This window comes from Kitasatospora sp. NPDC001119 (assembly GCF_053598475.1).
Genome location: NZ_JBSFKI010000004.1, coordinates 107767 through 132587 on the forward strand (window position 1 = coordinate 107767; position 24821 = coordinate 132587).

Sequence of the window (24821 nt, forward strand, 5' to 3'; positions counted from 1 at the left end):
CGCCCCATTACAGGGCTCGGTGGCGGCGGCGGCCCGCAGCCGCGCCGCCACCGTCCGCGGGGCTGCGCCGTTCGCAGCAGTGCGCGCCTCACATCCGGGAGATGCGCACGTACCGCCTGAGGTCCGGCAGGTTCTGCCAGACCAGTGCGCCGATCCCGGCCAGCAGGGCCGCGCAGAACAGTTTCCTCAGCATGGTGTTGTCTCCTTCTCCGGCTGCTTCTCCGGCTGCGTGGCCTCGTCCACGACCCGCAGGACCATTCGCACCGCCTCCGCCACGGCGGCGGCGACGGGCTCGCTGAGCCCGATGCCCTCCTCCAGCGAGGCCGGCTCGCAGCCGACCACCAGGACGCGTTCGGGCGGCTCGCCGCCGGTGCCGGCGGCGAGCGTGGCGAGCAGGGCCAGTACGGCGTCGGGCCCCATCCGGTGCCCGTCGAGGGCGGGCGGTTCCGGCGGCTGTTCGGCGTCCGCCTCGATCAGGTAGAGGGTGCCGGGCGCCCCGCCCCGGTGGACGGCGTCCACCAGGACGGCGGTGCGGTGGCCGTCGAGCAGCCGGTAGGCCAGGTCGACGCCGCGCACGCCGGCGTCGACCACCTCGACGCCCGCCGGCAGCGGGTGGGCGGACAGCCGCCGTACGGTCTCGACCCCGAAGCCGTCGTCGCCGAGGAAGATGTTGCCCACCCCGGCGACCAGCACCGTGCGGTCCGTCATGGCCCCTCCACCGGAGCGGCTCCGTCCAGCGCAGCGGTCCCGTCCACCGGGGCGCTCCCGTCCAGCGGCGTGACCTCGTCGGGCTGGAAGTAGCGGAAGCGCCCCTGGGCCCGCCACAGGTCGGCGCCCGGGTCGTCCTCCACCGTGACGGCCAGGTGCACCGAGCCGTCGAGGTCGTGCAGCACCGCCTCCACGATGCCGGTCCGCCCGTCCAGGAACAGGTCCTGGGCGTCGGTGCGCCGCCGTCCGGGCCGCAGCAGCACCCGGCTGCCGGCGCCCACCTGGTGGCCGTCGACCAGCACCCGGTCCCGCTCGGGGTCGACCCCGGGGTCGTCGCCCGGGTCCCACCAGGGCTGCTCGGGACGGCCGAGGGCGGTGCTGCCGGTGGCCTCGCGCAGCCCGCGGATCGCGCCGTGCAGCCGGTCCAGCACCTCGGGCGGCATGGACTCGGCCAGGTCGATCACCGCGCCGGCCCGGTCGTCGGTGCCCCGGGCCTCGCGTTTCTCCTCCTCGGTCAGGGCCGCCGTCCGCAGCGCCAGGATCTCGTCGATCTCGGTGGCGTCGTACAGGGTGCCGAGGCTCTCCGGGGCGATCCGCGGGTGGTCCTCCAGGATGATCGGCGAGGACAGCACCACCCCGCGCTCGCCCTCCGGTCCGGCCAGCACCGGCCAGGTGCGCTCGTTGCGGCACCGCTCGACGGCCGGGTGGGCCCACTCGGGCGGGTCGGTGACGGACAGGAAGCGGCCGTGCTCCAGCCCGAGCAGCAGGTGCGCGGAGACCAGCGAGCGCGGCAGCGCCTGGTCGCGGGTGTCGTGCCGGGACGGCCGCCAGGCGGAGCTGTTCTCCACCTCCACGGTCAGCCGCTGCGCCCGGTACGGGCCGGGCAGCTCCTCGGCCCGCAGCCAGAGCAGCCCGTCGACCTGCTCACGGCGCCGTATCACCCGGCCGACGACGGCGTCCCGCTCGTGCACCAGCCCGGTCTCGCCGACGCCCGGCAGCCGGAACGGCCGCTGCACCCCCTCACCGGCCAACTCCTCGACCGGTACCAGGAGTTCGATCCGCTCCTCGACGCCCTCGTCCCATTCGACGAGGTCCCGGTCGGCCAGCTCCAGCCGCTCCACGGACTCGAAGCCGGCGGCGGTGGCCTGTTCGACGGTGCGCCGCTGGACCCGCAGGAAGCGAAGCTCGACCGCCAGCCGGTCCCCGTCGCGCGCCTCCATCAGGCACTCGGTGCGCTGGTGGGAGTGCTCGCCGCCCTGCGCGGTGTACTCGGGCGGCACCAGGACGCCGAACTGCCAGCGCAGCCGGTTCTTGGCCGCCGAGGCGCGGTACGGGTAGAGGACGTAGCCCTCCAGCAGCACCGCGTCGGCGATCTGCCGGGCGGCCGCGAAGCCGCGTTCGATCCGCTCCGGGAGGCCGCTCACCGGGCTCCCTCCCCGATCGCCGCGGCCGTGAGCAGCTCGCGCACCGTCGCCTCCCAGGAGGGCAGGGCCCGCCGCGAGCGGTAGGCCAGCAGCTCGGCCATGGCGTCCTCCGGCAGCCGCAGCCAGCCGCTGCCGGGGAAGTGCCGGTCGATCGCCTCCCGCCAGACCCGCACCGGCATCCGCACCCGGGCCTCCCGGTCCCACGGCACCGGGCTGACCTGGAAGCCGCCGGGGCCGGCGAAGGCGGTGCCGGAGAAGAGCAGCAGCAGCGGCACCTCGCCGCCGTCCAGTGCCCGGAAGTAGCGGGCCGAGGCGACGTCCTGGTCGTAGGTGCAGGGCACCGCGAGGTCGATCTCGGTCTCGCCGGTGAAGCCGGGGACGAGCAGCGGCACGGTGGCGAACTGGATCGGGTTGAGCGTGGTCGCCCAGCGCTCCCGTCCGCCGAACAGGTCGGCCAGCCGCCCGCCCTCGGCCTCGCCGTACGGCCGGCGGACCGGTTCGATCCGCAGCTGGACCTGGAGGGCGAGGGCGTGCACCCGGGTGTCGGCCGGGGCCGTGATCCGCAGCCGGAAGACCAGGGTCGGCCCGGCCGCGTACGGGTCGGACCGCACGCCGGTGCAGGCGAAGCCGAGCGCCGTCACGCCGTCACCTCCGCGGGCAGCGGGCGGGCCCGGTCGGCCAGGCGCGCGAAGAACGCGTCGAGTTCGGCCCGCGCCTCGGCGCCGCCGTCGAAGCCGTGCCAGCACCGCCGCAGCCGGCCGACCAGCTCGTAGCAGATGTCGATCGGCACCAGGAAGCACGCCACGCGCTCCTCGGTGCGGCGCACCAGCAGCGCCTCCACGTCGGGTTCCAGGGCGGCGGCCAGTCGGCTGCCGCCGAGGGCGCGCTGCCAAGCCTGCTCGTCCAGTTCGCTCTCGGTGGCGCCGGCCGGGCCGGGGTAGAAGGCCAGCAGCTGGTCCATCACGGTGCTGCGGAACAGGAAGGCGGTGCCCACCGGGATGCCCAGCACCGTCCAGGCCTGCTGGTCCAACTCCCTTTCCGGGTCGGCGAGGTAGCGGTCCGGCACGGTGCGGTAGCGGCCGCCGGCCGCGCCCGGCTGCTGGAACAGCAGGCCGCAGGCGGTGCAGGCGCAGGCCAGGGCGCGGTCCTCGACGTCCACCAGGTGGCGGTGGCCGCCGGGCAGGTCCCGGCCGCAGAACGCGCACTGCTCGGGACGCGGCGGCGCCGGTTCGCGCAGCCGGTGCAGCAGGGCGGTCCCGTCGCGGGAGATCCGGCGGGTGTTCATCGCGCCTCCGCGGGCTGCGGCGGGCGGGTGCCGATCTGGAGCAGCTGCGGGGCGCGTTCCAGTTCCACGGCCGTCACCTCGGGCGCGTGGCAGGCCAGGACGGCCTGCGCCTCCTGTTCGCCGCAGCCGCAGCCGGTGGCCGTGCGGCGCAGCCGCAGGACGCCGGTGGCCGGGTCGAAGCCGGCCGCCTCGACCCGCTCGGGCAGGGCCGCGAGCGCCCGCTCGATCCGGGCGGGGAGGTCCTCGGGGTGCAGGTCGTGCAGGAGCAGCAGCCCGGCCACGACCGGGTCGTCCAGCATCCGGTCCAGGGCGGGCGGGGGCAGTGCCGGCACCAGCCGGGCCAGGCCCTGGCCGTAGAACTCCATGAGGTCGCGGACCAGTTGCTCGCCGGCCCGCTCGGCGTCGGCGCCGCTGTCGGCCAGCGCGTCCAGGGCCTGCTGGATCCGCAGCCCGGTCTGCTCGGCCGTCATGCGGTGAGCCCGCTCAGGCCGGTGGGCACGTGCATGGTCTGCACGGTGCGCCCGCCGCCGACGTACATGTGCACGCCGCAGGGCAGACAGGGGTCGAAGCTGCGGACCGCGCGCATGATGTCGATGCCCTTGAAGGTGTCCGGCGGGTTCTCCTCGAAGATCGGGGTGTTCTGCACCGCGTCCTCGTACGGGCCGGGCGTGCCGTAGCTGTCCCGGACGCTGGCGTTCCACGGGGTGGGCGGGTACGGGTGGTAGTTGGCGATCTTGCCGTCGCGGATCACCATGTGGTGCGAGAGCACGCCGCGCACGGCCTCGGTGAAGCCGCAGCCGATCGACTCGTCCGGCACCTCGAAGCGTTCCCAGGTCTGGCTGCGCCCGGCGCGGACCTCGTCGAGCGCCTTCTCGGCGAAGTGCAGGGCGGCGGCCGCCGCGTACGCCTGGAAGTAGGTGCGGGCGCGGTTGCGCTCGATGGCGTTGCTCCACTGCGGGATCTTCCACTCGAAGGTGACCTCGGGCTTGGTCATCGAGCGGGGCAGGTTGATCTGCACGCTGTGGCCGGTCGCCTTGACGTAGCCGATGTCGACCAGCCCGGACAGCGCGGTGGACCACAGCCGGGCGATCGGGCCGCCGCCGGTGTCGAGGGCGAGGTGGTCCTTGCCGTCGAACCAGCGCGGGGACATCACCCAGCTGTACTTGTCGTCGAAGTTGCGCTTCTGCGGCTGCGGGATGGTGTGCTGGTTCCACGGGTGCCGGGGGTCGACGGGGTTGCCGAGCGGGTCGTGGGTGACGAACAGCTCCTTGCCCTGCCAGTCCTCGTAGTAGGAGCTGCCGAGCAGGATGCGGATGCCGAGGTTGATCTCGGTGAGGTCGTTGGTGACGAGCTTGCCGTCCACCACGACACCGGGGGTGACGAACATCCGCCGGCCCCAGTCCGTCATGTTGCGGTACGTGAAGTCGCAGTGGTCCGGGTCGTTGAGGCTGCCCCAGCAGCCGAGCAGGACCCGGCGCCGGCCGACCTCCTCGTAGCCGGGCAGGGCCTGGTAGAAGAAGTCGAAGAGGTCGTCGTGCAGCGGCACGACCTTCTTCATGAACTCGACGTAGCGCATCAGCCGGGTCAGGTAGTCGGTGAACAGCTGCACCGTCGCGACGGTGCCGACGCCGCCCGGGTAGAGCGTGGAGGGGTGCACGTGGCGGCCCTCCATCAGGCAGAACATCTCCCGGGTGTACCGGCTGACCTGGAGCGCCTCGCGGTAGAACTCGCCCTCGATCGGGTTGAGCGAGCGCATGATGTCGGCGATCGTCTTGTAGCCGTGGTCGCCGGCGTGCGGGGCCTCGGTGCGCTCGGCGAGCTCCAGCACGCCGGGGTTGGTCTCGCGGACCATCCGCTCGCAGTAGTCGACCCCGACCAGGTTCTCCTGGAAGATGTTGTGGTCGAACATGTACTCGGCGGCCTCACCGAGGTTGATGATCCACTCCCCCAGGTGCGGGGGCTTCACCCCGTACGCCATGTTCTGCGTGTAGACGGAGCAGGTGGCGTGGTTGTCGCCGCAGATCCCGCAGATCCGGCTGGTGATGAAGTGGGCGTCGCGCGGGTCCTTGCCGCGCATGAAGACGCTGTAGCCGCGGAAGACCGAGGAGGTGCTGTAGCACTCCGCGACCCGCTTCTGCTTGAAGTCGATCTTCGTGTGGATGCCCAGGCTGCCCACGATCCGGGTGATCGGGTCCCAGGACATCTCGGTCAGGCCGCTGCCGTCGCCGGCCGCCCTGGTGGTCGGTGTTGCCATCGTGTCTGTCGTGTCCTTGTCTCTGGGAGCGGGGCCTCGGCGAGCGGGGGCCGTGCGGACGGGGGCCGTGGGAGCGGGGTCCCCTCGGAGGGGATCCCGGCGGACGGGGCGGGGGAAGGCGGCGGCCGCACACCGGGCGGTGTGCGGCCCCGCGGCGTCACCAGGGCGGTCGGTAGCCCGTGGTCAGGCGGCTGCCGGTGCGGCGCCACTTGGGTTCCTTGTCGAGGGTGCTCTGGGTGATCGCGCGCAGCCTGCGGATCACCGAGCCGTACGCGCTGCTGGCGGCGGTGGAGACGTGCGAGCCGGGCGGCGGGTCCATGAAGGGCATGAACTTGTCCGGGAAGCCCGGCATGGTGCAGGCGATGCAGATGCCGCCCACGTTCGGGCAGCCGCCGATGCCGTTGGTCCAGCCGCGCTTGGTGACGTTGCACTTGACGACCGGGCCCCAGCAGCCGAGCCGGACGAGGCACTCGGGCGTGCCGTAGTCGGTGGCGAACTGCCCCTGCTCGTAGTAGCCGCCGCGGTCGCAGCCCTCGTGCACGGTGGCGCCGAACAGCCAGGCGGGCCGCAGCTTGTCGTCGAGCGGGATCATCGGCGCGGAGCCGGCCAGCTGGTACAGCAGGTAGGTGAGCGTCTCGGCGAAGTTGTCGGGCTGGATCGGGCAGCCGGGCACGCAGACGATCGGCAGTCCGGCCTTGGACTTCCAGTCCCAGCCCAGGTAGTCCGGCACGCCCATCGCGCCGGTCGGGTTGCCGGCCATCGCGTGGATGCCGCCGTACGTGGCACAGGTGCCGATCGCCACCACGGCGGTCGCCTTCGGGGCGAGCCGGTCCAGCCACTCGCTGGTGGTGATGGGCTGGCCGGTGGCGGGGTCGTCGCCGAAGCCGCACCAGTAGCCCTCCTTCTTGATCTTCTCGTTGGGGATGGACCCCTCGACGACCAGCACGAACGGCTCGATCTCGCCGCGCTCGGCCTTGAAGAACCACTCGACGAAGTTGTCCGCGCCCTGGACCGGGCCGCACTCGAAGTCGATCAGCGGCCAGTGCACGGCGACCTTGGGCAGGCCGGGCAGCGCGCCGGTGACGATCTCCTCGATGCTCGGCTGCATCGCGGCGGTCAGCGAGACGGAGTCGCCGTCGCAGCTGAGGCCCGCGTTGATCCAGAGGATGTGCACCGCGTCGGCGTCGGGCTTCGCGGCGGCCTCGGCCGTCCCGGCCGTCGAAGCGGTTGGAGCTGTTGCAGCACCCATGAGGATGCCTCCTCGGGGATGGGAGCCGGAGGGAATGGCTCGAAGCCAGTCTTAGCAACGGTCCGGGCCGGGCGCCGGTCCGCGCGGCGGGAGCCGGCGCCCGGGGAGGCAAGCCCGGCGGGGCCGTTCGGGTCACGCTCGCGCGGCGGGCCCCGTCGGCACCGGGCGCTTGTGGACGAACGCGGAACGCAGCGCGTGATACGGCGATTCGGGTGTGAAGAACTGCCGGTGCATCACCGCGAGCTCCTCCTCCCGGTACGCGTCGAGCGGCTTCGTCCGCTCGTCGGCCTCGCGCGCGGCCTTCTTCGCCGCGATCCGCTGCTGGGCGGTGGGCGAGGCGGCGAGCAGCCCGGCCAGGTGGGCCGCGGACGGCCCGAACTCCTCCGGCCCGCAGGCCAGCACCCGGTCGACCAGGCCGATCCGCTCGGCCGTGGCCGCGGAGACCGGGAGCGCCTGGCGGGTCAGCCGCTCGGCCGCCGCCGCGCCGACCCTGCGCGGCAGGGTGTACGTCCAGTACTCCGAGCCGTGCAGCCCCATCAGCCGGTAGTGGGGGTTGAGGACGGAGCCGGCGCGGCACCACACCTCGTCCGCTGCCAGGGCCAGCATCACCCCGCCGGCCGCCGCGTTGCCGCCGACGGCGGCGACCACCAGCCGGTCGGTGGTGGTGAGCACCGCGTCGACCAGCTCGTCCATCGCGGTGATGTTGTCCCAGGACTCGACGGCCGGGTCCGGCGCGGCCTCGATCACGTTGAGGTGGATGCCGTTGGAGAAGAAGTCCCGGCCGCCGCCGAGCACCAGCACCGAGGTCGGACGGGCCGCGGCGAAGCGGTACGCGGCCAGCAGCCGGCGGCAGTGGCCGGTGGACATCGCGCCGCCCGGGAAGGAGAAGCGCAGGAAGCCCACCGGGCCGTCCTCGCGGTAGCGCAGGTCCGACCAGACCGGGCCGTCCCCCTCCCCCGGCATCAGCGGCGCCGCCACCTCCGGCAGCGCCGGCAGCAGCCCGCCGAGGGCCGTGGCCGCCGGGAGCTTGACGCCCGCCGGGCCGCCGGGGGTGCGGCGGCGGAGCTCGGGGATCCAGACCGCGCCGTCCGAGGTGGCCCGGCAGACGGCGCCGGCCCGGGTGGCGATCAGCTCGCCCGGGCGGCCGCGCAGCACCGGCTCGCGGTGCCCGCCGTGCAGGTACCAGGCGCCGCCGCACAGCTCGTCGAGCACGCCGGGGCGCGAGTCCGCCGCGCGGAGCCTGCGCAGCACCGCCTCGGTGGGGTCGGCCGCCCAGTCGATCCGGCGCTCCTCCTGGCGCAGCGCGGGCCGGGTCCGTACGGTGCCGCTCCAGCCGGGGCCGGACTGCGGCTCCGGCGCGTACCCGCCGGAGGCGAAGCGTTCGACGGCGAGCACCGCGGCCGCCACCGCCGCGTCGGCGACCTCGTTGCGGTACAGGTCGCTCTTGCCGTACCCGGGCAGCCGGCAGGGCACCCAGGCCCAGACCGGCCCGGCGTCCAGCTCCGCCTCGGCCTGCAGCACCGTGACGCCCCAGTCGGTGCGGCCCTCCTGGACGGCCCGGTCGAGGGAGGACGGGCCGCGGTCGCCCGGCGGGCCGGGGTGGACGACCAGACACGTGAGCTGTGACCAGAGCTCGCGCGGGATCGCCGTGCGCAGCATCGGCGCGAGCACCAGATCGGGTTTCAGGCGGTGCACCGCGTCGAGCAACTCCTCCTCGTCACCGGCCAGTTGGACGTCCACGGTGTGGAGCCGGTCGCGCAGTTCGGCGTGCAGCCGCTGGCTGAGGCTGTTGAACGCGCTGGCGAGGAGAAGAATCCGCATGTACGACTCCGACGGGGTGGGGTTCCGGGAACCCGGCGATCATCGCTTCCGCCCCCGTGACGCCCCGTCCCGTCCGGTATGTCGCGCCGCGCGTTCACCCGAGCGGCCGGAGCCGGGCGGCGGGGCCGAGCGGGTAGCATGTAAGGTATGAATCCGAATAGTGGCCCTTACGAGATCCGTCCCGGCGTGCCCACCGTCGAGGTCTTCCGCCGTCTGCGCACCGACGCCGGCCTCTCCGACAAGGCCCCCGAGGCGGTCGCGCTCGCCCTCCCCAACACCTGGTACGGCGTGGTCCTCCACCACCAGGGCGAGCCCGTCGGCATGGGGCGGATCATCGGCGACGGCGGCACCGCGTTCCAGGTCACCGACATCTGCGTCCACCCCGCGCACCAGGGCCACGGCCTCGGCAAGCGCATCATGGCCGCGCTCACCGGGGAACTGGAGCGCCGGGCACCCGCCACCGCGTACGTCTCGCTGATCGCGGACGGGCCCGCGCGCTTCCTCTACGAGAAGTTCGGCTTCGCGGACACGGCCGCCCACGACTCGATCGGCATGTACCGCCTGATGGGCGGGCGCTGACGGCCCGCCGGTTCGGACTGTCGGTGGCGCGGTGTGTACTGGTGCCCGACCCGCCGCCCGCCCGCACGACCCCGGAGGCACCCCGATGGCCCGACTCCACGTCCGTTCCGGCCTCGACCCCGACGAGCCGGACACCCCGGCGGCCGCCCTGGTCGTCGACCCCGACGGCACCCCGGGGGAACAGGCCCTGGAACGCCTCGGCGGGCACTGCTACGAGGGCGACGAGGCCCTCTACCTGGTGCAGACCGACGGCTGGGCCGAACACAGCTACGACGGGGGCCTGCTGACCGTCGCCGTCGCCGTCCACCCGGCCGTCCTGGAACGGGCGGAGATCGACCCGGCCGGCTTCCCGCTCCGCTCGACCGCCGACCCGGCGGCCGTCCTCGTGCTGCGCGCCGAGACCGCCGTCGCCCCGGACGTGGCCGAGCGGCTCGCCGAAGGCGCCGCCGTCCTCCTCGGCCCGCCGGACGCCCCGCTCGACGACCTCCTCGGCCCCGACGGCGACTGGCCGATCATCCTCGCGGGGCCCCCGCAGCCGTAGGCGGCCGCTTCGGCCACCCGCCCGGCCGGTTTCATCCGGCCCGGAGACGGCGGAGGGCGCGCCTACGTCCTGCGGCGGCGCAGCAGAAAGGGCCCTTCCGGTGGTGACCGGCGGGGCCCTTCCCCCGCACCGAAGCGTGGGCGTGTCACTCGGAGTCGGCGGCCACCGGGACCTCGTCCTCACGGATGATGATGTGGTCCTCGCCGTCGATCTTGATCTCGGTGCCCGCGTACGAGCCGGACGGCTTCGCCTCGCTATCCTCGGCCATGGCTCCTCCTTTCGGTCGACACGGTGTCGACCCGCGCCGATCCTGCCATGACCAACCGTCACCGGGCCATCGCCCTCGGTGGAGCAGGGCAGCCCTGCCGAGGCCAACCTGTCGATGGCATCGGCGACTTGATGTCATTTCAGAATGTCGGACGCGCCACCGACGACGCACCCCGCTCAGGGTCAGGTCGACTGACGCCGCTCCCCGTCCGGGGTGCCGAGGAGGTCGGTGACCAGGTGGCGGGCGTAGGCGGGGGTGAGGCCGGAGGGGCGGAAGAGGATGCGGTACATCAGGGGGGCGACGAGGCGGTCCATGGCGGTCTCGACCTCGGGGGCGTCCTCGCCGCGGGCGCGGGCCCGGGCGAGGACGAAGCCGAGCTGGTCGGCGGCGTAGGCCGAGCACTGGCCGGCGTTGCCGCCGTCCGGGTCGCCGAGGAGGGCGTCGCGGACGTAGGCGCGGCCGGAGGCGGAGGCCATCTCGTCGAGGAACTGCTCGGCCCAGGCGGTGAGGTCGGCGCGCAGGCCGCCGCGGTCCTCCGGTTCGGTGTCCGGGCGCAGCCGCTCCACCGCGACGTCCGACAGCAGCTCGGCGAGGTCGCCCCAGCGGCGGTAGACCGTGGACGGGGTGACGCCGGCCCGCTGGGCGACCATCGGTACGGTGAGCGCCTCGCGGCCCACCTCCGCGAGCAGCTCGCGGACCGCGGTGTGCACCGCTTCCTGGACGCGGGCGCTGCGCCCGCCCGGGCGGGCCATCTGGCGAGGACTCATACCGTCATCTTAAAGCGTCGCCTTTGCGTTAAGGCGGGCCGGGCCCGGTCAGACCACCGGTGCGAGCGCCCGCGCGGGCTGCGTCCGCTCGTAGGCGTGGCCCACCCGCAGCAGCGTGCGCTCGTCGAAGGGACGCCCGAGCAGTTGCAGGCCGATCGGCAGGCCCGCCGCGTCGTGGCCAGCCGGGACGGTCAGGGCGGGCAGGCCGGTGACGTTGGCCGGGGCGCAGAGCCGGACGTAGGCGTCCGCGACACCCTCGGAGGTGCCGTCCGGCCAGGTGACCGTCTCCTGGCCGGCCCGGACCGCCGTGGTCGGCACCGTCGGGGCGGCGATCACGTCGACCTCCTCCAGGACCCGTGCCCACGCGTCGCGGATCAGCGTCCGGGCGCGCTGGGCGCGCAGGTGGTCGCCCGCGTCGATCAGCTCGCCGGCCTCCAGCAGGACCCGGACGTCCGCCTGGTACAGCTCGGGGGCGGTGCGCAGGGTGCGGGCGTGGTAGGCGGAGGCCTCCGGCGCCACCAGGCCCCACAGGGTGGGCAGGAGGTAGCGGGCCAGCGGGACCTCCACCTCGACGGGCCGGGCGCCGAGCGCCTCCAGCCGCGCGACGGCGCGGTCGACGGCGGCCGCCACCTCCGGGTCGACGTGGTCGACGTAGTGGTTGACCGGCACGCCGATCCGCACGCCCGTCAGGTCCGGCTCCCGCTCCGGCCGGTAGTCGACGGCGGGGGCGGCCACCGAGGCGGGGTCGCGCGGGTCGTGCCCGGCGAGGGCGGCCAGGACCAGCGCCGCGTCCTCCACGGTGCGGGTGATCGGGCCGACGTGGTCGAGCGACCAGGACAGCGGGGTGACGCCGTGGCGGGGCACCAGCCCGTAGGTCGGCTTGAGGCCGACCACCCCGTTCAGCGCGGCGGGCACCCGGATGGAGCCGCCGGTGTCGGTGCCGAGGGCGAAGGTCGCCGCCCCGGCGGCCACCGCGACGGCGGACCCGCCGCTGGAGCCTCCGGCGACCCGCTCGCGGTCCCAGGCGTTGGCGGTCTGCGGGGTGGTCAGGCCGTAGGCGAACTCGTGGGTGTGGGTCTTGCCGGCCAGGACCGCGCCGGCGGCCCGCAGCCGGGCGGCGACGGTGCTGTCGGCGGCCGCGCGGTGGCCGTCCCGGACCCGGGAGCTCGCGGTGGTGGGCGATCCGGCGACGTCGATCAGGTCCTTGAGCCCGACCGGGACGCCGTGCAGCGGCCCCCGGTACCGGCCCCGGGCGATCTCCCGCTCGGCCTCGCGTGCCGCGTCCCGGGCCTGTTCGGCGGCGACGGCGACGTACGCGCCGAGGTGCGGCTCGACCCGGTCGATGCGGCCGAGGACGGAGTCGACCAGCTCGACGGGGGACAGCCGCCGCTCCCGGATCCGCGCCGAGGCGGCGGCGATGGTCAGCTCATACGGCTGCATCAGGGCGCCCCCCTTCCGCGCGGAAGGCGGCGGCGGGCGGGGTGTCCCCAAGGTCCAGCTCCCGCAGGACGGCGACGACGGACCGGATGTGCTCGGCGGTGGCCGCCACCGCGGCGTGCCGGTCGGCCGGCAGGTCGAGCCCGGCCTGGGCGGCCCGGCGGGCCGCCTCGGGCGGGGTGAGCTCCGCATTGGACATGGATGCGCTCCTGATCGTGGGCGAGGCGGGGGTGGTGCGAGGCACCACGAGGCATCCCCGCCAAAAGCTAAGGGTTTGCGTTAGCGAGACTGTAGGTTCTATGGTCGCGTTAACGCAAACGAATGGCTTTTGCAGCGGAGGAAGCGCCCCATGCCCAACACCCCTACCCCCTCCTGGACGGTCGGCGACCTCACCGTCCACCGCATCGACGAAGTCCCGCTGCCGCCCGCCACCGGGCCGTGGCTGCTGCCCGACGCCACCCCCGAGGTGGTGGCCGGCCAGGACTGGCTGCGCCCCGACTTCGCCGACGCCGACGGCGTGCTGCGCCTGGACAGCCACAGCTTCGCCGTCGTCGTGGACGGGCTGCGCGTCCTCGTCGACACCGGCATCGGCAACGGCAAGCAGCGGGCCAACCCGGCCTGGCACGACCTGCGCACCGACTACCCCGAGCGCCTGGCCGCCGCCGGCTTCCCGCCGGACTCCGTCGACCTGGTGGTCCTCACCCACCTGCACGCCGACCACGTCGGCTGGAACACCCGGCAGGTGGACGGCGCGTGGGAGCCCACCTTCCCCGGCGCGCGCTACCTCACCACCCGCGCCGAGCGGGAGTTCTGGGCCGGGTACCCCATGGACGAGGCGCGCGCGCAGATGTTCCGCGACTCGGTGCTCCCGGTCGAGCGGGCCGGCCTGCTGGACCTGGTCGACGTCCCGGCCGAGGGCCTGCGGATCGTTCCCGGCCTGCGCCTGCTCCCCACCCCCGGCCACACCCCGGGACACGTCGCCGTCGAACTGACCAGCCGGGGCCGGACGGCGCTGATCACCGGCGACTGCCTCCACCACCCGGTGCAGCTCGCCCACCCGGCCATCGGCGCCTGCGTCGACATCGACCCCCGGCGGTCCGCCGCCACCCGCCGGGCGCTGCTCGCCTCCCTCGCCGGTACGGACACCCTGCTGCTCGGCACCCACTTCGCCCCGCCCACCGCCGGCCATGTCCTCGCCGACGGGGAGGCCTACCGGCTGCGGCCCGTGCCCCCGACAGTCGGGGAGAGCGGCCCGCCCGTCGGCGCCGACGGAGCGCGGTGAGGGCACACCGGGCGGGGCCGCCGAGCCGGCGCGCCGTCGGTTCGCCTCCGCTCGACCCCCTGACCGTCAAGTCGGCCCGTCCGAGCGCCGGTCCGATCGTCTGATGAACCGTAGGCTCGACGGCACCCGCTTCGCCGAACCGGGATCGGTGCCCGCCCTCCCGGGGGCGGGCGGGACGATTGAGACGGCAGGAGGAGTTGAGGACGCTGGAAGCGTTCGTCGAGCCCTTCGGGCAAGGATGGGTCCACTTCACCGACTTCGCCATCGCCCTGGTCCTGGCCAGCGCGATCGGCCTGGAACGGGAGATCAGACAGAAGGCCGCCGGACTGCGCACGTACACCGTCGTCGGTCTCGGGGCTGCGCTCTTCACCCTGGTGAGCAAGTACGGCTTCAGCGACGTGGTCCAGTCCGGCGTGGTCACCCTGGACCCGTCCAGGATGGCCGCCCAGATCGTCTCCGGACTCGGCTTCATCGGCGCCGGGGTGATCTTCGTCCAGCGCGGCTCGATCCGGGGGCTGACCACGGCCGCCACCGTCTGGCTGACCGCCGCGATCGGCACGGCGGCGGCCGCCGGACTGCCGCTGCTCGCCACCGCGGCCACCGCCGCCTACTTCTTCGTCGGCTACGTGCTGCGGCCGCTCACCCACCGGCTGCCGAGGCTGCGCACCCGCCCGGTCAGCTGCCACGTCACCTACACCGAGGGCAACGGCCTGCTGCGGCTGCTGCTCGCCCGGATCACCGCCGCGGGGTTCGCCGTGGCCGAACTGGCGACCGTGGACCGGGCCGGGCCGCCCGGCGAGGGCGGCGGCGGGGTCGACGAGCGGATCGCGGAGGTGCACATCACCGTGCACGGCCGCGGGGACCTGTCCGCCCTCACCGCCGAACTGGCCCGCCTCCCGGGCGTCCTGACCTGCGCGGTCAGCCACGCCGAGGACTGAGGCCGGCTCAGTCCGCCGACCCGGCCGACGCCGCCGGCGCCACCGGGGGCGTCCGGACGGCGAGCAGGGCGGTGTCGTCCGTCAACCGGCCGCCGGTGTGCCGGAGGACCTCGGCCGCCACCTCGTCGACCAGGCGCCCGGGGTCGACCACCCCGGGGAGGGCGGCCAGGCGCTCCAGGTGGTCGCGCAGGGCGAAGAAGGCGCCCGTCCGGTCGCGGGCCTCGGTCACCCCGTCCGAGACGATCAGGACCGTCTCCTCCGGGCCCAGGCTCAGCCGCCGGACCTCCGGCAGCCCGCCGGCCAGCTGGGCCAGCCCGAGCGGTGCGCCGTTGCCCGGCGGCAGCTGGCGCACCCCCGCGGGGCCGAGGACGTGGGGGCTGTCGTGGCCGAAGTTGACCACCTCCACCTCCCCCGGCGCGTCGGCCGGGAACCAGACGACCACCGCCGTGGCGAACCGCTCCTCCTGCTCCCCCAGCCGCTCCGCCAGCAGGTTCTGCCGGTGCAGCCGCTCCTCCAGCCAGGACGCGACGGTGGCCAGGTCCGCCTCGTGGAAGGCGGCCTCCCGGAAGCAGCCCACCAGGGCCGCCGCCGCGGAGACGGCCGGCAGGCCCTTGCCCTGGACGTCGCCGAGGATGACCCGCGCCCCGAACGGGGTGGCCAGCACGTCGTAGAAGTCGCCGCCCACCCGGGCCTCGACGTCCGCGGCCAGGTAGCGCGCCGCCGAGTCCACCCCGCCCCAGCCCGGCGGCACCGGGCGCAGCACCACCTGCCGGGTGGTCTCGGCCGTGCCCTGGAGGTGGTGGACGTAAGCGGCGGCCCGGGCGCGGAAGATGCTGATCGGCACCGAGACGGCGGCCCCCGCGATCACCAGCAGGAAGTCCTCGATCCCCTGGGACTTGCTCCAGATGCTGTCCAGGGCCGGGTAGGCGACGACGGCGAGGAGGGCGAACAGCGTGGTGGCCGCCGGGCCGCAGAGCCCTGCGGTCACCACCGGGACCATGGCCAGCCAGCTGACGGACGCGAACGTGACGGGGGTGGCCGCGTCCACGCCCACCACCGCCGCCAGCACCGCCAGCGGCACCAGCCAGGACCAGTGGCCGTACCTGATCAGCACCGGCAGCCGCGGCCCCGGCTCCTCGACGGAACGCGCCCGCAAGCCGTCCCTCCCGTTCTCGCGACGTCCCCCGCTGTTCGGGCGCCCCGCCCCGGCGCGCAGCCGCCCGGCGGAGGTTGCGCCCAAGGTACGGGGCCCGGTCACGGCAGCGGCGGTGCGGCGGCGTGGTGGCTCCGGCGGTCGCACGTTCGGCCCAGTCGGAGCACCGCTCGCGACACCCCGCCCGGCCCGCCACCGCTCCACCGCGTGCGGCTTTCCGAGTGAGGGGGCAGGGTGGTGCCGTACGGACCTGCCCGAACCACGCGGCGCCACCGGTGACCCGGCGGCCGGCCGAAGGAGGCGCCATGCGCACCCTGAAGATCCCCCGTCGGAGCCTGGCCCTGGCCGCGGCCCTCGCCGCCCTGCCGACCGCCGCGCTCGTCGCCCCGGCCCAGGCCGCGACCGGTGCCCGGACCGCGACCGCCGCCCCGCCGGTGTCCTTCGTGGAGCTCCCCGAGACCGCGCTGCCGCGCGACCACGCGACCCGGCCGATCACCGTCACGTACCGCAACGACTCCTCGGCCGACCGGACGGTGGCCCCGCAGATCCTCGTCGAGTCGCCGGACAACGGGCCCTTCCTCAACCCGGCGGGCATCCGGATCGAGGTGCTCTCCCCCGACGGCCACTGGCGCGCCATTCCGCTCGGCAGCCAGACCGGCACGCTGTACACCCGGCTCGTCCCGGCCAAGACCGTCCTGCACGGCCACCAGACCCTCACCGCGCACTACCGGGTCACCGTGGTCGGGAAGGCGCCGCTCCAGGGCACGGTCGAGCCCCGGGTGGCGCTCTACCGCTGAGTCACCGGCCGCCCTGGGTCACCGGTGGCTCAGGGCAGCTGCACCGGCGTGAAGGTGCCGGCCGGGGTGCCCGCCAGCGCGCCGTCCATCGCGTCGCGCCAGATCGGGCCGGCCAGGGTGCCGCCGAAGGCCTGGCCGACCACCTGGCCGCCGATCCGCTGGCCGTCCAGCGGCTTGGGGTTGTCGGTGTCGCTGACCACGGTCGCGCCCGCCATCTCCGGGGTGTAGCCGACGAACCACACCTGGCGGCTGTCGTTGGTGGTGCCGGTCTTGCCCGCGCTGTCCCGGCCGGTGAGGCCGGCCGTCTGCCCGGTGCCGTCCTCGACCACGCCCTTGAGCATCGCGCTGACCGTGTCGGCGGTGCCGGCCGACATCACCGCCGAGCAGTTCGCCTGCGGCACCGCGAGCGGCTTGCCGTCGGGGCCGGTCACCGAGGCGATGGCGGTCGGCGCGCAGTAGGTGCCGTGGGCGGCGAAGGCCGCGTAGACGGCCGCCATCGTCAGCGGGGTCAGGTCGTTGCTGCCGAGCGTCATCGACGGGACCACCTGGAGCTTCTCGCCGCCCGCCTGCTGGGTGATGCCCAGCTTGTTCGTCATCCGCGCGACGTTACACAGGCCGGTGTCGGCCTCCAGCTTCGCGAAGTAGGTGTTGACGGACTGCGCCATGGCCGACTTCATGTCGAACCGGCCGGTGAGGCTCTGGCTGTCGTTGTGCACCTGCCCGGAGGACGGGAACCTCCCGCCCGAGCAGTCCGTCATGGCCGGCCACGGGATGCTGTAGTCCGTGGTGTAGGCCTGGTCGGCCGGGATGCCGCTCTCCAGGGCCGCCGCCGCGACGACCGGCTTGAAGGTCGAGCCGGTCGGGAACCCGAGCCCGCCGCCCATGGCCTTGCCGGCGTTGTAGTTGATCTGGGTCTGGTGCTGCTTGCCGTCGACGCCGTACGGGCGGCTCTGGCCCATCGCCAGGATCTTCCCGGTGCCCGGCTGGACGATGCTCATCGCGGTCGCCGCCTGGTCGCCCGCGTCGACGTGGCCGGTGACCGAGGCCTGGAGCGCCGCCTGGGCCTTCGGGTCGAGCGTGGTGCGGATCTGCAGGCCGCCGCGCTTCCAGACCGCCTGCCGCTCGGCGGCCGACGCGCCGAAGGCCGGGTCGGTGAGCACCGTCTCGCGCACGTAGTCGCAGAAGAAGCCCGCGCCCTGCTTGGCCAGGATGCACCCCTGCTGCGGCGCCTGGACGTTCAGCCCGAGCGGGGCGGCGATCGCCTGCCGGGCCTCCTCCTGGGTGATGTGCCCGTACCCGGCCATCTTGCGCAGCACGGTGTCGCGCCGCTCCTTCGCCGCCGTCGGGTTGACCGTCGGGTCGTAGCCGGTCGGCGACTGCACCAGGCCCGCCAGCAGCGCGGCCTGCGGCAGGGTGAGGTCCGCGGCGTGCACGCCGAAGTAGCGCTGGGAGGCCGCCTCGATGCCGTAGGCCTGCTCGCCGAAGAAGGTGATGTTCAGGTAGTTGGTGAGGATCTGGTCCTTGCTCAGGGTCTCCTCGACCTTGATCGCGTACTTCAGCTCCTGGATCTTGCGGCCGACGGTCTGCCGCTGCGCCTCGGCGACCTTCTGCGGGTCGTCGCCCGCCTCCTCGACGAAGACGTTCTTCACGTACTGCTGGGTGAGGGTGGAGGCGCCCTGGGCGGTGGTGCCCGAGGAGGCGTTCTTGTCCAGGGCGCGCAGCACGCCCTTGAGGTCGATCGCGCCGTGCTCGTAGAAGCGGTTGTCCTCGGTGTCCACCAGCGCGGTCTTCACCAGCGGGGAGATCCGGTCCGCCGGGACGACCGTGCGGTCCCGGTCGTACACGGTGGCGATCGTGCCGCCCTGGGCGTCGAGGATCGTCGTGGCCTGGGACAGCGGAGGGGTCTTGAAGTCGTCGGGCAGGCTCTGGAAGTCGTCCGCCGCCGACTGCGCGCCGAGCCCGACCGCCGCCACCGCGGGCAGCACCATCCCCGCCGCCACCACCCCGGCGACCACGCTGACCGCGACCAGCCGCGTCCCGTGTCCCAGCTTCCGTATGCCCGCCACCACCCGCAGTTCCGCCATGACGCGTGACCGTACGCGGCGCAGATGAGGAACTCCTTGGAAGCCCGGCCCGCCGCCGGGCGCGGACGGCGCACCCGGCGGCAGGCCCGTGGGGCGGGGTCAGCAGGCCTTGACGTACCAGACCGGGGCCCAGTTGGCGTTGGGGTCGCCGTAGGGGGCGCCGGGCGTGGTGTAGACGAGGTTCTTGGACTTGCCGTACATCTTCGCCTTGAGGCCGGTGGACTGGTTGTTGTACCAGGACCCGCCGCTGTTCAGGCCGTCGGGGATCTCCTGGAGGATGCCGCAGTCGCTGAAGCGGAACATGAGGTGCTGGTAGTTGCTGTACTTGTAGCCGCAGATGTAGCCCTTGGGGCAGTCGGCCGGGGCCGCCGAGACGGCCGGCTGGGCGTTCGCCACGGGGGCGAGGAGCGTGGACGCGGCGGCGAATCCGGCCGCGAGGACGATGCCGGCCTTGTGGACGAAGCGCATGGGGGACCTCCTGGGAGCAGTGACGTCGTGGTGCGGGCCGCCGGGTCCGGCGCCCGCACCTCAGTCTCGGAGTCCGGGGCACCGCCGCTCGACGTGTTTCGGCCTGGCCCGAATCACGGACGCACCGCTCAACTCCCCTACGAACCGGGCACATCGGGAACGTCGGGCGCGTCGCCGAGCAGCCCGAGGCCGAGGGCGGTCGGGCTGTGCAGCGCGGTGTTGCGGTACCGGGAGGTGCCGATCAGCCTGGCCTCGCGCAGCACGGTGGCGTGCTCGCTGGCGCTGGAGGGGGTGATCCCGGCGAGGGCGGCGAGCTCCTTCGTCGAGCAGCCCGGGTGGTCGGCGATCACCCGCAGCACGGCGGCCCGGGTGCGCCCGAGCAGAGCGGTCACGGTGGGCCCCGACCCCGCCGGGGCCGGCTCGGGGCCGAGCAGGTCCGGCCAGCCCGCGGGGCGGCTGTCGTCGATCGGGAAGGTGACCGCGGGCTGGGGCAGGCCGTGGGAGTCGTCGCTGACCATGGCCCGCTTGGCGAACACCGAGGGGGCCAGCAGGACGCCCTGCCCCTGGAGCCGCAGGTCGTGGTCGACCCTGCTGCGGACCTCCAGCACCGGCGGCTTCCAGCGCATCCACCGGGGGCTGGCGCCGGCGAGCAGGAGCTCGACGCCCCCGCCGAGGAACTGGCGCATCCGCACCGCCCGGTCCGCGGCGTAGCAGTCGGTGATCCGCGACCAGTAGCGGCCGACCAGGTGCTCGTAGAGGAGGCCGAGGCTCTGGGCGAGTTCCTCGCGCAGCGCGCCGTCCTCGGCCAGGCGGCGGGCCCACCCGGGGACGGGCTGGTGCTCGGCGATCGCGGCCAGCTCCGCCGCGACGAGCCGGCCCGGGGTCGCCCGTACCCGCTCCAGCAGCTCCTCCGGCCGGCCTGCCACCGCGGGCATCAGGAAGGTCGGCCCCCAGCCGTCCGCCGGCGCCAGGGAGAGCGCCATCCGGGCCCGCTCGGGCAGCCGCCCCAGGACGCTCCGCCGCCACGGGTCCAGCCGCGCCGCACGGCTCCGGTCCTGTAGGGCCCGCGCCGCGGCCAGGAGTTCGGCGAACGGCATCGGACCCGCCGGCCGGGTCCTGGCCAGGTCCTGGGAGGTGAAGTGGATCCGGTAGACCATGGGTTCCCTCCGGTGGCGGGCGACGCGGTCAGGTGCGTTTGAAGAACTCCACCTCCGCGAGCGCGATGGCGCGGCCGGGGCCGGTCCCGGCGGCCTCCCGGACGGTGAGCTTCACCTGGGTGACGTCGCTGATCCCGGTCTGGACGGTCTGCGGGCCCGGCTGGTCGTTGAGCGGGACCTGCTGGGTGTGGACCTCGCCGTCCTTCCCGGTGACCTCCAGGGTGAGGACGACGGGGCGGGCCTGCTGCTGGAACTGCTGGGGATCCGGGGAGGCCCCGGTGTGGACGATCAGGTCCACCAGCCGGAACGGGCTGCGGAAGGAGAAGGTGACGGAGTCCCCGATCGCGGGCGCGCCCCAGTAGGTGTTGCTGAGGCCGTCGTCGGCCAGGGTGGCCGGGTGGCCCTCGACGGCGGCGCTCGCCGAGGTGGCGGCGGGGGCGATCGGCGCGGTGCCGCGGACCTTGTCCAGGACGTCCTGGAAGACCCGCTGACCGGCCGGGAAGAGCAGGACCCCGGCCACGACCACCGCGACGAGCGCGAGCAGGGCGATGGTGCGGCGCAGCGCGTTGCCCGAGCCACCGATCCGCACGCGGCGCCGGAACGGCCAGCGGGTGCGCCACCAGGGCAGTTCGGCGACGGCTTCGGTGGGGGTCAGCGGTGCGGCGCAGCGGCGGCAGAACTTCCGCCCGGGCAGGTTGGGCGTGCCGCAGCTGGGGCAGGGCGGGCCGTCCTGGGTCTCGACGGCCTCGGTCGCCCGGCTGACGGGGCGGGGCGCGACGGGTTTGGCGGGCTGGACGGCCACCGGGTCGGCCGGGGCTGCGGGGGCCTGCGCACCGGGGACCTGCGCTGCGGGGTCGGGGGCCGGGGTCCGCGCGGGGGCCGGGCGTACGGGGGTCGGCCGTACGGGGGCGGTCGCGGGGCGCGGGGGGTCGGCGGCGGCCGGGGGTTCGGCGGCCGGGACGGGCGGTCGCGATGCTTCGACCCGGTCCTTCGCCTCCTGCTCCGCCTCGCCGTCCTTGGCTTCCGGTTCGGCGCGCGCCGTCCGGCGCGAGGCGCTTCGCCGTACGGGTTCGGCGGGAGCGGGGGTGGGCGTGGGCGTAGGAGCAGGCGCGGAGGCGGGCGTCGGCTTGGGCGCGGACGTCGGCTCGGGCGTCGGCGCGGGCGTCGGCTTCGGCGCGGGAGCAGGCACCGACTCGGCCTGCGCGGGCGCGGGTGCGGCCGGCGCGGCGCCGGCGGTGCGCGACCAGCCGAGGTACGCGCCGCAGTTGCCGCAGAAGTCGTCCCCCTCCCCGTTGGCCGTTCCGCATTCGGGGCACACCGGCATTCGTCAGCCCTCCACTCGCCCGGGTGGGCCGGGCAGGATCTCCACCCGGCAGGTCAGATGGACCGGACAGCCGGCCCTGACGACGGACCGCACCTGGTCCTCGTCCGGTTCCGCTCCGCGCAGCGGCCAGACCCGGACCAGCAGCTCGCCGCTCGGCGCGGGCGGCAGCGGGGCGTCCGGGTCGGCGGACCAGGAGGCGCCGCCGCCGTCCACGATCTCGACGCCGACGCCGAGCACCAGCCGCAGCCGTTCGGTGAGGCCGCGCCGGGTGCCGCGCCAGCGGTGCAGTTCCACCGCGCGCCCGACCACGGCGCGGCGCACCTCCAGCGGCCAGGCCGGGTCGACCTCGACCGCGACCCAGGAGGCCAGCCAGTCGAGGAAGTCGGCGGGCGCGAGGCCGGGTTGGAAGTAGGCGGGCAGGTTGTCCAGGGTGGCGAAGACCGGGGCTAGGACGGTGTCCAGGCCGGCCGTGAACCGCTGGGCGAAGTCGTCCTCGGCGAACAGCGCGGGCAGCAGTTCGCCGATCGGGTGCGGGCTGGGCAGCCCGGGGACGGCGGCTCTGGTCATGACCGCCCGTCCTCGGCCTGCGCGGTGACCACGACCTGGTGCTGGTGGGAGAAGACCAGGGCGTCCGGCGGGACCTCGACCCGCTCGGTCGGCGCGCCCCGGCGTCCGGTGATCGGGTCGGCCGGGAACAGCCGCAGCTCGTCGACGCCCGCGACGGCGGCCACCCGCTGGAGCACCGCGAACACCTCCCCGTACTGCACCGCCCGGCCGAACGGCCAGCCCGTGCCGTCGGCGCCGCCGCGCAGCGGGTTGAGGTACCGGTAGAGCGCGGCGAGCACCTCCTCGCGGACCCGGTCGGGGTCGGCGGCGCGGGTGGTGAGCCGGGCGACCACCGTCACGCCCTGGTAGGCGGGCGGCTGGACGACCAGCCGGGTGCCGATCAGCCGCCGCTCGTCGAGGGCGGTCGCGACGGCGGCCAGCACCTGGTCGTCGGGGATCAGCTGCTCGAAGCGCAGCCGGTCGCCCTCGTCCGCGACGGCGTCGGGGACGACCAGCACCCGCACCGCGCCCGCCTCCCCGCCGGTGGCGGGCACGCAGCTGATCCGGGCGGCGGACGGCGCGGCCTGCCGGGCGATCAGCTCGAAGTCCCCGGCGGTGACGGCACGTTCCTGCAGGCGCAGCTGGTGCGGGGCGCGGGCCTTGGCGTTCTCGACGGTCTCGCCGTCGACCCCGCCGCGGGCCGCCTCCCGGTTGTCGACCCGGGCGATGTACGGGACGGAGCTGCGCAGCACCGTGATGGTGCCGCGGGCGACGTTGCCCGCGATCCCGCCGCCGGTGCGGTAGCGCGGGACGCGCAGGTGGGCGCCCTTGGGCGGGACGGCGCCGAAGGCGCGCAGGCTGCCGTCCGGTTCGCGGACCGCGGGCGGGAAGAGGAACTCGCCGGTGGTGGCGTCCAGCACCACGTGCCGGTCGGTGGGCGAGGACTCGCCGAAGTGCTCGACGACCGTCCACCGTTCCCAGCCCTCGCCGGCCGCGACCTCGACCACCGGGGGCTCGCCGTCGAGCAGCACCGGGGGCCGGGCGAGCCGGAAGCGCTGGCCCGCGACGCCCTCCGAGGTGCCGAGCGGCGCGTCGGTGACGGTCTGCGCGTGGACGGCGGTGGCGGTGCCGCCGACGGTGAACACCTCGGCCCGGCGGATGGTGGGCGACTCGGAGTAGAACGGCTGGCCCGGCTGCGGCTCGGTGACCCGGCAGCGCAGCCAACCGGCCCGCCGTCCGGCGACCACCGAGGCGGTGTGCCCGGCGGGCACGAAGACGACCACCTCGCCGGGCCGGTTGAGGCCGCCGGTGGTGTCGCTGCCGGTCTCGCAGGCGATCCAGCGCGCGCCGTCCCAGACCTCCCAGGCCAGCGGCGGCTGGCGCGGGTCGACGCCGACGCCCTCGACCCGGCTGTCCAGCCGGACGACCAGGATGCAGCGCGGCACCACGGCCGGCAGGGCGAAGAGCATGGCGTCCCCGGCCACCGGGCGCTGCTGGAAGCACCGGACGTCCGCGCCGTCGGCCAGTCGGGCCGTGCCGTCGGACTGCTCGCCGGAGGCGGAGACGGTGACCAGCCGCTCCAGCGAGCTGGGGACGATCGGCAGGTCCTCGGCGGTGGAGAGGACCACCGCCTCGTCGGTCTCGGTGCGCAGCGTGGAGACCTCGGTGCCGGCCCGCAGCAGGACGGTCTCGGTCTGCGGGGCGGAGAGCCAGAAGTCGACCTCGGCCCGGGCCGCGGCCGGCGGGAAGAGCCGGATGCCGAGCAGGTCGAGGAAGGCGGCGTAGTTCTTCTCCGGCACCCGGTTCAGCCGGTAGAGCAGCTGGTCCACCAGGTAGGCGAAGGTCTCGATCAGGGTGACGCCCGGGTCGGAGACGTTGTGGTCGGTCCACTCGGGGGCGCGCTGCTGGACGTACCGCTTGGCCTCGTCGACGAGCTGCTGGAAGCGGCGGTCGTCCAGGTTCGGGGAGGGCAGGGCCATCAGTTCGCAGACCCCTCGGCCGAGTTCGGGTGTTCCGGGATGGTGTAGAAGGGGAAGACCAGGTTGCGGCGGTCGTTGGTGGCCCGCACGGTGTAGTGGACGTCGATGTAGAGGGTGCCCTCCTCGACGCTGTCGAAGGCGATCACCACGTCGTCCACCTCGATCCTCGGTTCCCAGCGCTCCAGCGCGATGCGCACCTCGCGGGCGATCCGCCCGGCGGTGGTGCTGTCGCCGGTGGCGAAGACGTACTCGTGGATGCCGCAGCCGAACTCGGGGCGCATCGGCCGTTCGCCGGGGGCGGTGCCGAGGATCAGCCGGATCGCCTCCGCGAGTTCGCGGTCGCGCTCCACCAGGGCGATGCCGCCGGTGGCGTTGACGCGCAGCGGGAAGGCCCAGCCGCGGCCGATGAAGCTGCCCGTCATATGGCGCCGCCGATCAGCACGTTGAACGCGCCGACGGTGACGGTGGCGCCGCAGGTGGTCTTGTCCCCCACCCGGGCCGCGGGCAGGCCGCCGATCAGCACCACTCCCCCGGCGAGCGCGCCCGGGGAGGGCAGCACCACGTCGCCGGGGCCCAGGGCCAGGTGCGGGGGGACGACGCAGGCGTGGACGGTGCCGACGACGGCGGCGGGGCGGCCGCCGATCAGCACGGTCGCCACCTTGAGGGCGCCCGGCGGCGGGGTGGTGAGGGCGCCGCCGTGATCGGTCAGGTCGCCGGTCCGGGCTGCGGGGGGCATGTGCGGTCTCCGTTTCGGATGGTG

At 74.7% G+C, this 24821-nt stretch carries 27 protein-coding genes; 5 read left to right on the top strand and 22 right to left on the bottom strand.

Features of this window, described 5'->3' with window-relative positions; translation table 11 throughout:
• Window positions 1-88: 88 nt before the first annotated feature.
• The 9 genes from ACWDD9_RS06525 to ACWDD9_RS06565 form a co-directional block, all read right to left on the bottom strand.
• On the bottom strand, window positions 89-193 hold the full coding sequence (locus ACWDD9_RS06525; protein WP_388045344.1) for a DUF6893 family small protein: 105 nt from the start codon (window positions 191-193) through the stop codon (window positions 89-91).
• The gene (locus tag ACWDD9_RS06530) at window positions 187-708 is read right to left on the bottom strand and encodes a hydrogenase maturation protease (RefSeq protein WP_449810961.1); all 522 of its coding nucleotides are present in this window, start codon (window positions 706-708) and stop codon (window positions 187-189) included. The genes ACWDD9_RS06525 and ACWDD9_RS06530 overlap by 7 nt, the downstream gene beginning before the upstream one ends.
• The gene (locus tag ACWDD9_RS06535) at window positions 705-2132 is read right to left on the bottom strand and encodes a hypothetical protein (protein ID WP_449810962.1); all 1428 of its coding nucleotides are present in this window, start codon (window positions 2130-2132) and stop codon (window positions 705-707) included. The genes ACWDD9_RS06530 and ACWDD9_RS06535 overlap by 4 nt, the downstream gene beginning before the upstream one ends.
• Window positions 2129-2773, bottom strand: a complete 645-nt coding sequence (locus tag ACWDD9_RS06540) for a DUF6084 family protein (protein WP_449810963.1) — start codon at window positions 2771-2773, stop codon at window positions 2129-2131. The genes ACWDD9_RS06535 and ACWDD9_RS06540 overlap by 4 nt, the downstream gene beginning before the upstream one ends.
• A complete protein-coding gene (locus tag ACWDD9_RS06545; protein WP_449810964.1) occupies window positions 2770-3417 on the bottom strand; it encodes a DUF5947 family protein in 648 nt (215 codons plus the stop codon). The genes ACWDD9_RS06540 and ACWDD9_RS06545 overlap by 4 nt, the downstream gene beginning before the upstream one ends.
• Complete coding sequence (locus ACWDD9_RS06550) at window positions 3414-3887, bottom strand: hypothetical protein (protein ID WP_049652591.1); 474 nt, start codon at window positions 3885-3887, stop codon at window positions 3414-3416. Before ACWDD9_RS06550 ends, ACWDD9_RS06545 begins: the two co-directional genes overlap by 4 nt.
• Window positions 3884-5671 (bottom strand): nickel-dependent hydrogenase large subunit, encoded by a 1788-nt coding sequence (locus tag ACWDD9_RS06555; protein ID WP_049652594.1) that lies wholly within the window; start codon window positions 5669-5671, stop codon window positions 3884-3886. Before ACWDD9_RS06555 ends, ACWDD9_RS06550 begins: the two co-directional genes overlap by 4 nt.
• 157 nt (window positions 5672-5828) lie before the next feature.
• Window positions 5829-6920: an NADH-quinone oxidoreductase subunit B family protein gene (locus tag ACWDD9_RS06560; RefSeq protein ID WP_049652595.1), complete on the bottom strand. Its 1092-nt coding sequence runs from the start codon at window positions 6918-6920 to the stop codon at window positions 5829-5831.
• A 132-nt stretch (window positions 6921-7052) separates the two neighbouring features.
• Window positions 7053-8741, bottom strand: a complete 1689-nt coding sequence (locus ACWDD9_RS06565; protein WP_449810965.1) for an enoyl-CoA hydratase-related protein — start codon at window positions 8739-8741, stop codon at window positions 7053-7055.
• A 147-nt stretch (window positions 8742-8888) separates the two neighbouring features.
• Here ACWDD9_RS06565 and ACWDD9_RS06570 point away from each other — a divergent pair, with 147 nt between their 5' ends.
• Both ACWDD9_RS06570 and ACWDD9_RS06575 read left to right on the top strand, forming a co-directional pair.
• Window positions 8889-9320 carry a GNAT family N-acetyltransferase gene (locus tag ACWDD9_RS06570; protein ID WP_449810966.1) on the top strand — a complete coding sequence of 144 codons (432 nt, stop codon included), beginning with the start codon at window positions 8889-8891 and terminating at the stop codon, window positions 9318-9320.
• An 85-nt stretch (window positions 9321-9405) separates the two neighbouring features.
• Window positions 9406-9861 carry a hypothetical protein gene (locus ACWDD9_RS06575; protein ID WP_449810967.1) on the top strand — a complete coding sequence of 152 codons (456 nt, stop codon included), beginning with the start codon at window positions 9406-9408 and terminating at the stop codon, window positions 9859-9861.
• 145 nt (window positions 9862-10006) lie between these two features.
• On the opposite strand, the gene ACWDD9_RS06580 is transcribed toward ACWDD9_RS06575, so the two are convergent.
• From ACWDD9_RS06580 to ACWDD9_RS06595, 4 genes are all read right to left on the bottom strand, one after another.
• The gene (locus ACWDD9_RS06580; RefSeq protein ID WP_449810968.1) at window positions 10007-10129 is read right to left on the bottom strand and encodes a hypothetical protein; all 123 of its coding nucleotides are present in this window, start codon (window positions 10127-10129) and stop codon (window positions 10007-10009) included.
• Between the two features lie 182 nt (window positions 10130-10311).
• Entirely contained in the window at window positions 10312-10896 is a 585-nt protein-coding gene (locus ACWDD9_RS06585) for a TetR/AcrR family transcriptional regulator (protein WP_449810969.1), read from the bottom strand.
• A 48-nt stretch (window positions 10897-10944) separates the two neighbouring features.
• A complete protein-coding gene (locus ACWDD9_RS06590) occupies window positions 10945-12336 on the bottom strand; it encodes an amidase (RefSeq protein WP_449810970.1) in 1392 nt (463 codons plus the stop codon).
• Window positions 12323-12532 carry a hypothetical protein gene (locus ACWDD9_RS06595; RefSeq protein ID WP_117485871.1) on the bottom strand — a complete coding sequence of 70 codons (210 nt, stop codon included), beginning with the start codon at window positions 12530-12532 and terminating at the stop codon, window positions 12323-12325. Before ACWDD9_RS06595 ends, ACWDD9_RS06590 begins: the two co-directional genes overlap by 14 nt.
• Before the next feature lie 150 nt (window positions 12533-12682).
• On the opposite strand from ACWDD9_RS06595, the gene ACWDD9_RS06600 reads away from it, so the two are divergent.
• A complete protein-coding gene (locus ACWDD9_RS06600; RefSeq protein ID WP_449810971.1) occupies window positions 12683-13615 on the top strand; it encodes an MBL fold metallo-hydrolase in 933 nt (310 codons plus the stop codon).
• A 197-nt stretch (window positions 13616-13812) separates the two neighbouring features.
• Window positions 13813-14553, top strand: coding sequence for an MgtC/SapB family protein (locus ACWDD9_RS06605; protein ID WP_449810972.1), 741 nt, complete (start codon window positions 13813-13815; stop codon window positions 14551-14553).
• Between the two features lie 7 nt (window positions 14554-14560).
• Here ACWDD9_RS06605 and ACWDD9_RS06610 read toward each other — a convergent pair whose 3' ends face one another.
• The gene (locus ACWDD9_RS06610; RefSeq protein WP_074002691.1) at window positions 14561-15709 is read right to left on the bottom strand and encodes a PP2C family protein-serine/threonine phosphatase; all 1149 of its coding nucleotides are present in this window, start codon (window positions 15707-15709) and stop codon (window positions 14561-14563) included.
• A 302-nt stretch (window positions 15710-16011) separates the two neighbouring features.
• On the opposite strand from ACWDD9_RS06610, the gene ACWDD9_RS06615 reads away from it, so the two are divergent.
• Window positions 16012-16503 (top strand): hypothetical protein, encoded by a 492-nt coding sequence (locus ACWDD9_RS06615; RefSeq protein WP_107086501.1) that lies wholly within the window; start codon window positions 16012-16014, stop codon window positions 16501-16503.
• A gap of 29 nt (window positions 16504-16532) precedes the next feature.
• Here ACWDD9_RS06615 and ACWDD9_RS06620 read toward each other — a convergent pair whose 3' ends face one another.
• The 8 genes from ACWDD9_RS06620 to ACWDD9_RS06655 form a co-directional block, all read right to left on the bottom strand.
• Complete coding sequence (locus ACWDD9_RS06620; RefSeq protein ID WP_449810973.1) at window positions 16533-18587, bottom strand: transglycosylase domain-containing protein; 2055 nt, start codon at window positions 18585-18587, stop codon at window positions 16533-16535.
• A 99-nt stretch (window positions 18588-18686) separates the two neighbouring features.
• Entirely contained in the window at window positions 18687-19055 is a 369-nt protein-coding gene (locus ACWDD9_RS06625) for a hypothetical protein (protein WP_449810974.1), read from the bottom strand.
• A gap of 137 nt (window positions 19056-19192) precedes the next feature.
• Window positions 19193-20212 (bottom strand): winged helix-turn-helix domain-containing protein, encoded by a 1020-nt coding sequence (locus ACWDD9_RS06630; RefSeq protein ID WP_387825324.1) that lies wholly within the window; start codon window positions 20210-20212, stop codon window positions 19193-19195.
• Window positions 20213-20240: 28 nt separating this feature from the next.
• Window positions 20241-21536, bottom strand: a complete 1296-nt coding sequence (locus tag ACWDD9_RS06635; RefSeq protein ID WP_449810975.1) for an NADase-type glycan-binding domain-containing protein — start codon at window positions 21534-21536, stop codon at window positions 20241-20243.
• 3 nt (window positions 21537-21539) lie between these two features.
• Window positions 21540-22103 carry a phage tail protein gene (locus ACWDD9_RS06640; RefSeq protein WP_449810976.1) on the bottom strand — a complete coding sequence of 188 codons (564 nt, stop codon included), beginning with the start codon at window positions 22101-22103 and terminating at the stop codon, window positions 21540-21542.
• The gene (locus ACWDD9_RS06645) at window positions 22100-24061 is read right to left on the bottom strand and encodes a putative baseplate assembly protein (RefSeq protein ID WP_049657620.1); all 1962 of its coding nucleotides are present in this window, start codon (window positions 24059-24061) and stop codon (window positions 22100-22102) included. The genes ACWDD9_RS06640 and ACWDD9_RS06645 overlap by 4 nt, the downstream gene beginning before the upstream one ends.
• On the bottom strand, window positions 24061-24483 hold the full coding sequence (locus ACWDD9_RS06650) for a GPW/gp25 family protein (RefSeq protein WP_049657621.1): 423 nt from the start codon (window positions 24481-24483) through the stop codon (window positions 24061-24063). Before ACWDD9_RS06650 ends, ACWDD9_RS06645 begins: the two co-directional genes overlap by 1 nt.
• Complete coding sequence (locus ACWDD9_RS06655; RefSeq protein WP_074002699.1) at window positions 24480-24797, bottom strand: PAAR domain-containing protein; 318 nt, start codon at window positions 24795-24797, stop codon at window positions 24480-24482. The genes ACWDD9_RS06650 and ACWDD9_RS06655 overlap by 4 nt, the downstream gene beginning before the upstream one ends.
• Window positions 24798-24821 lie beyond the last annotated feature (24 nt).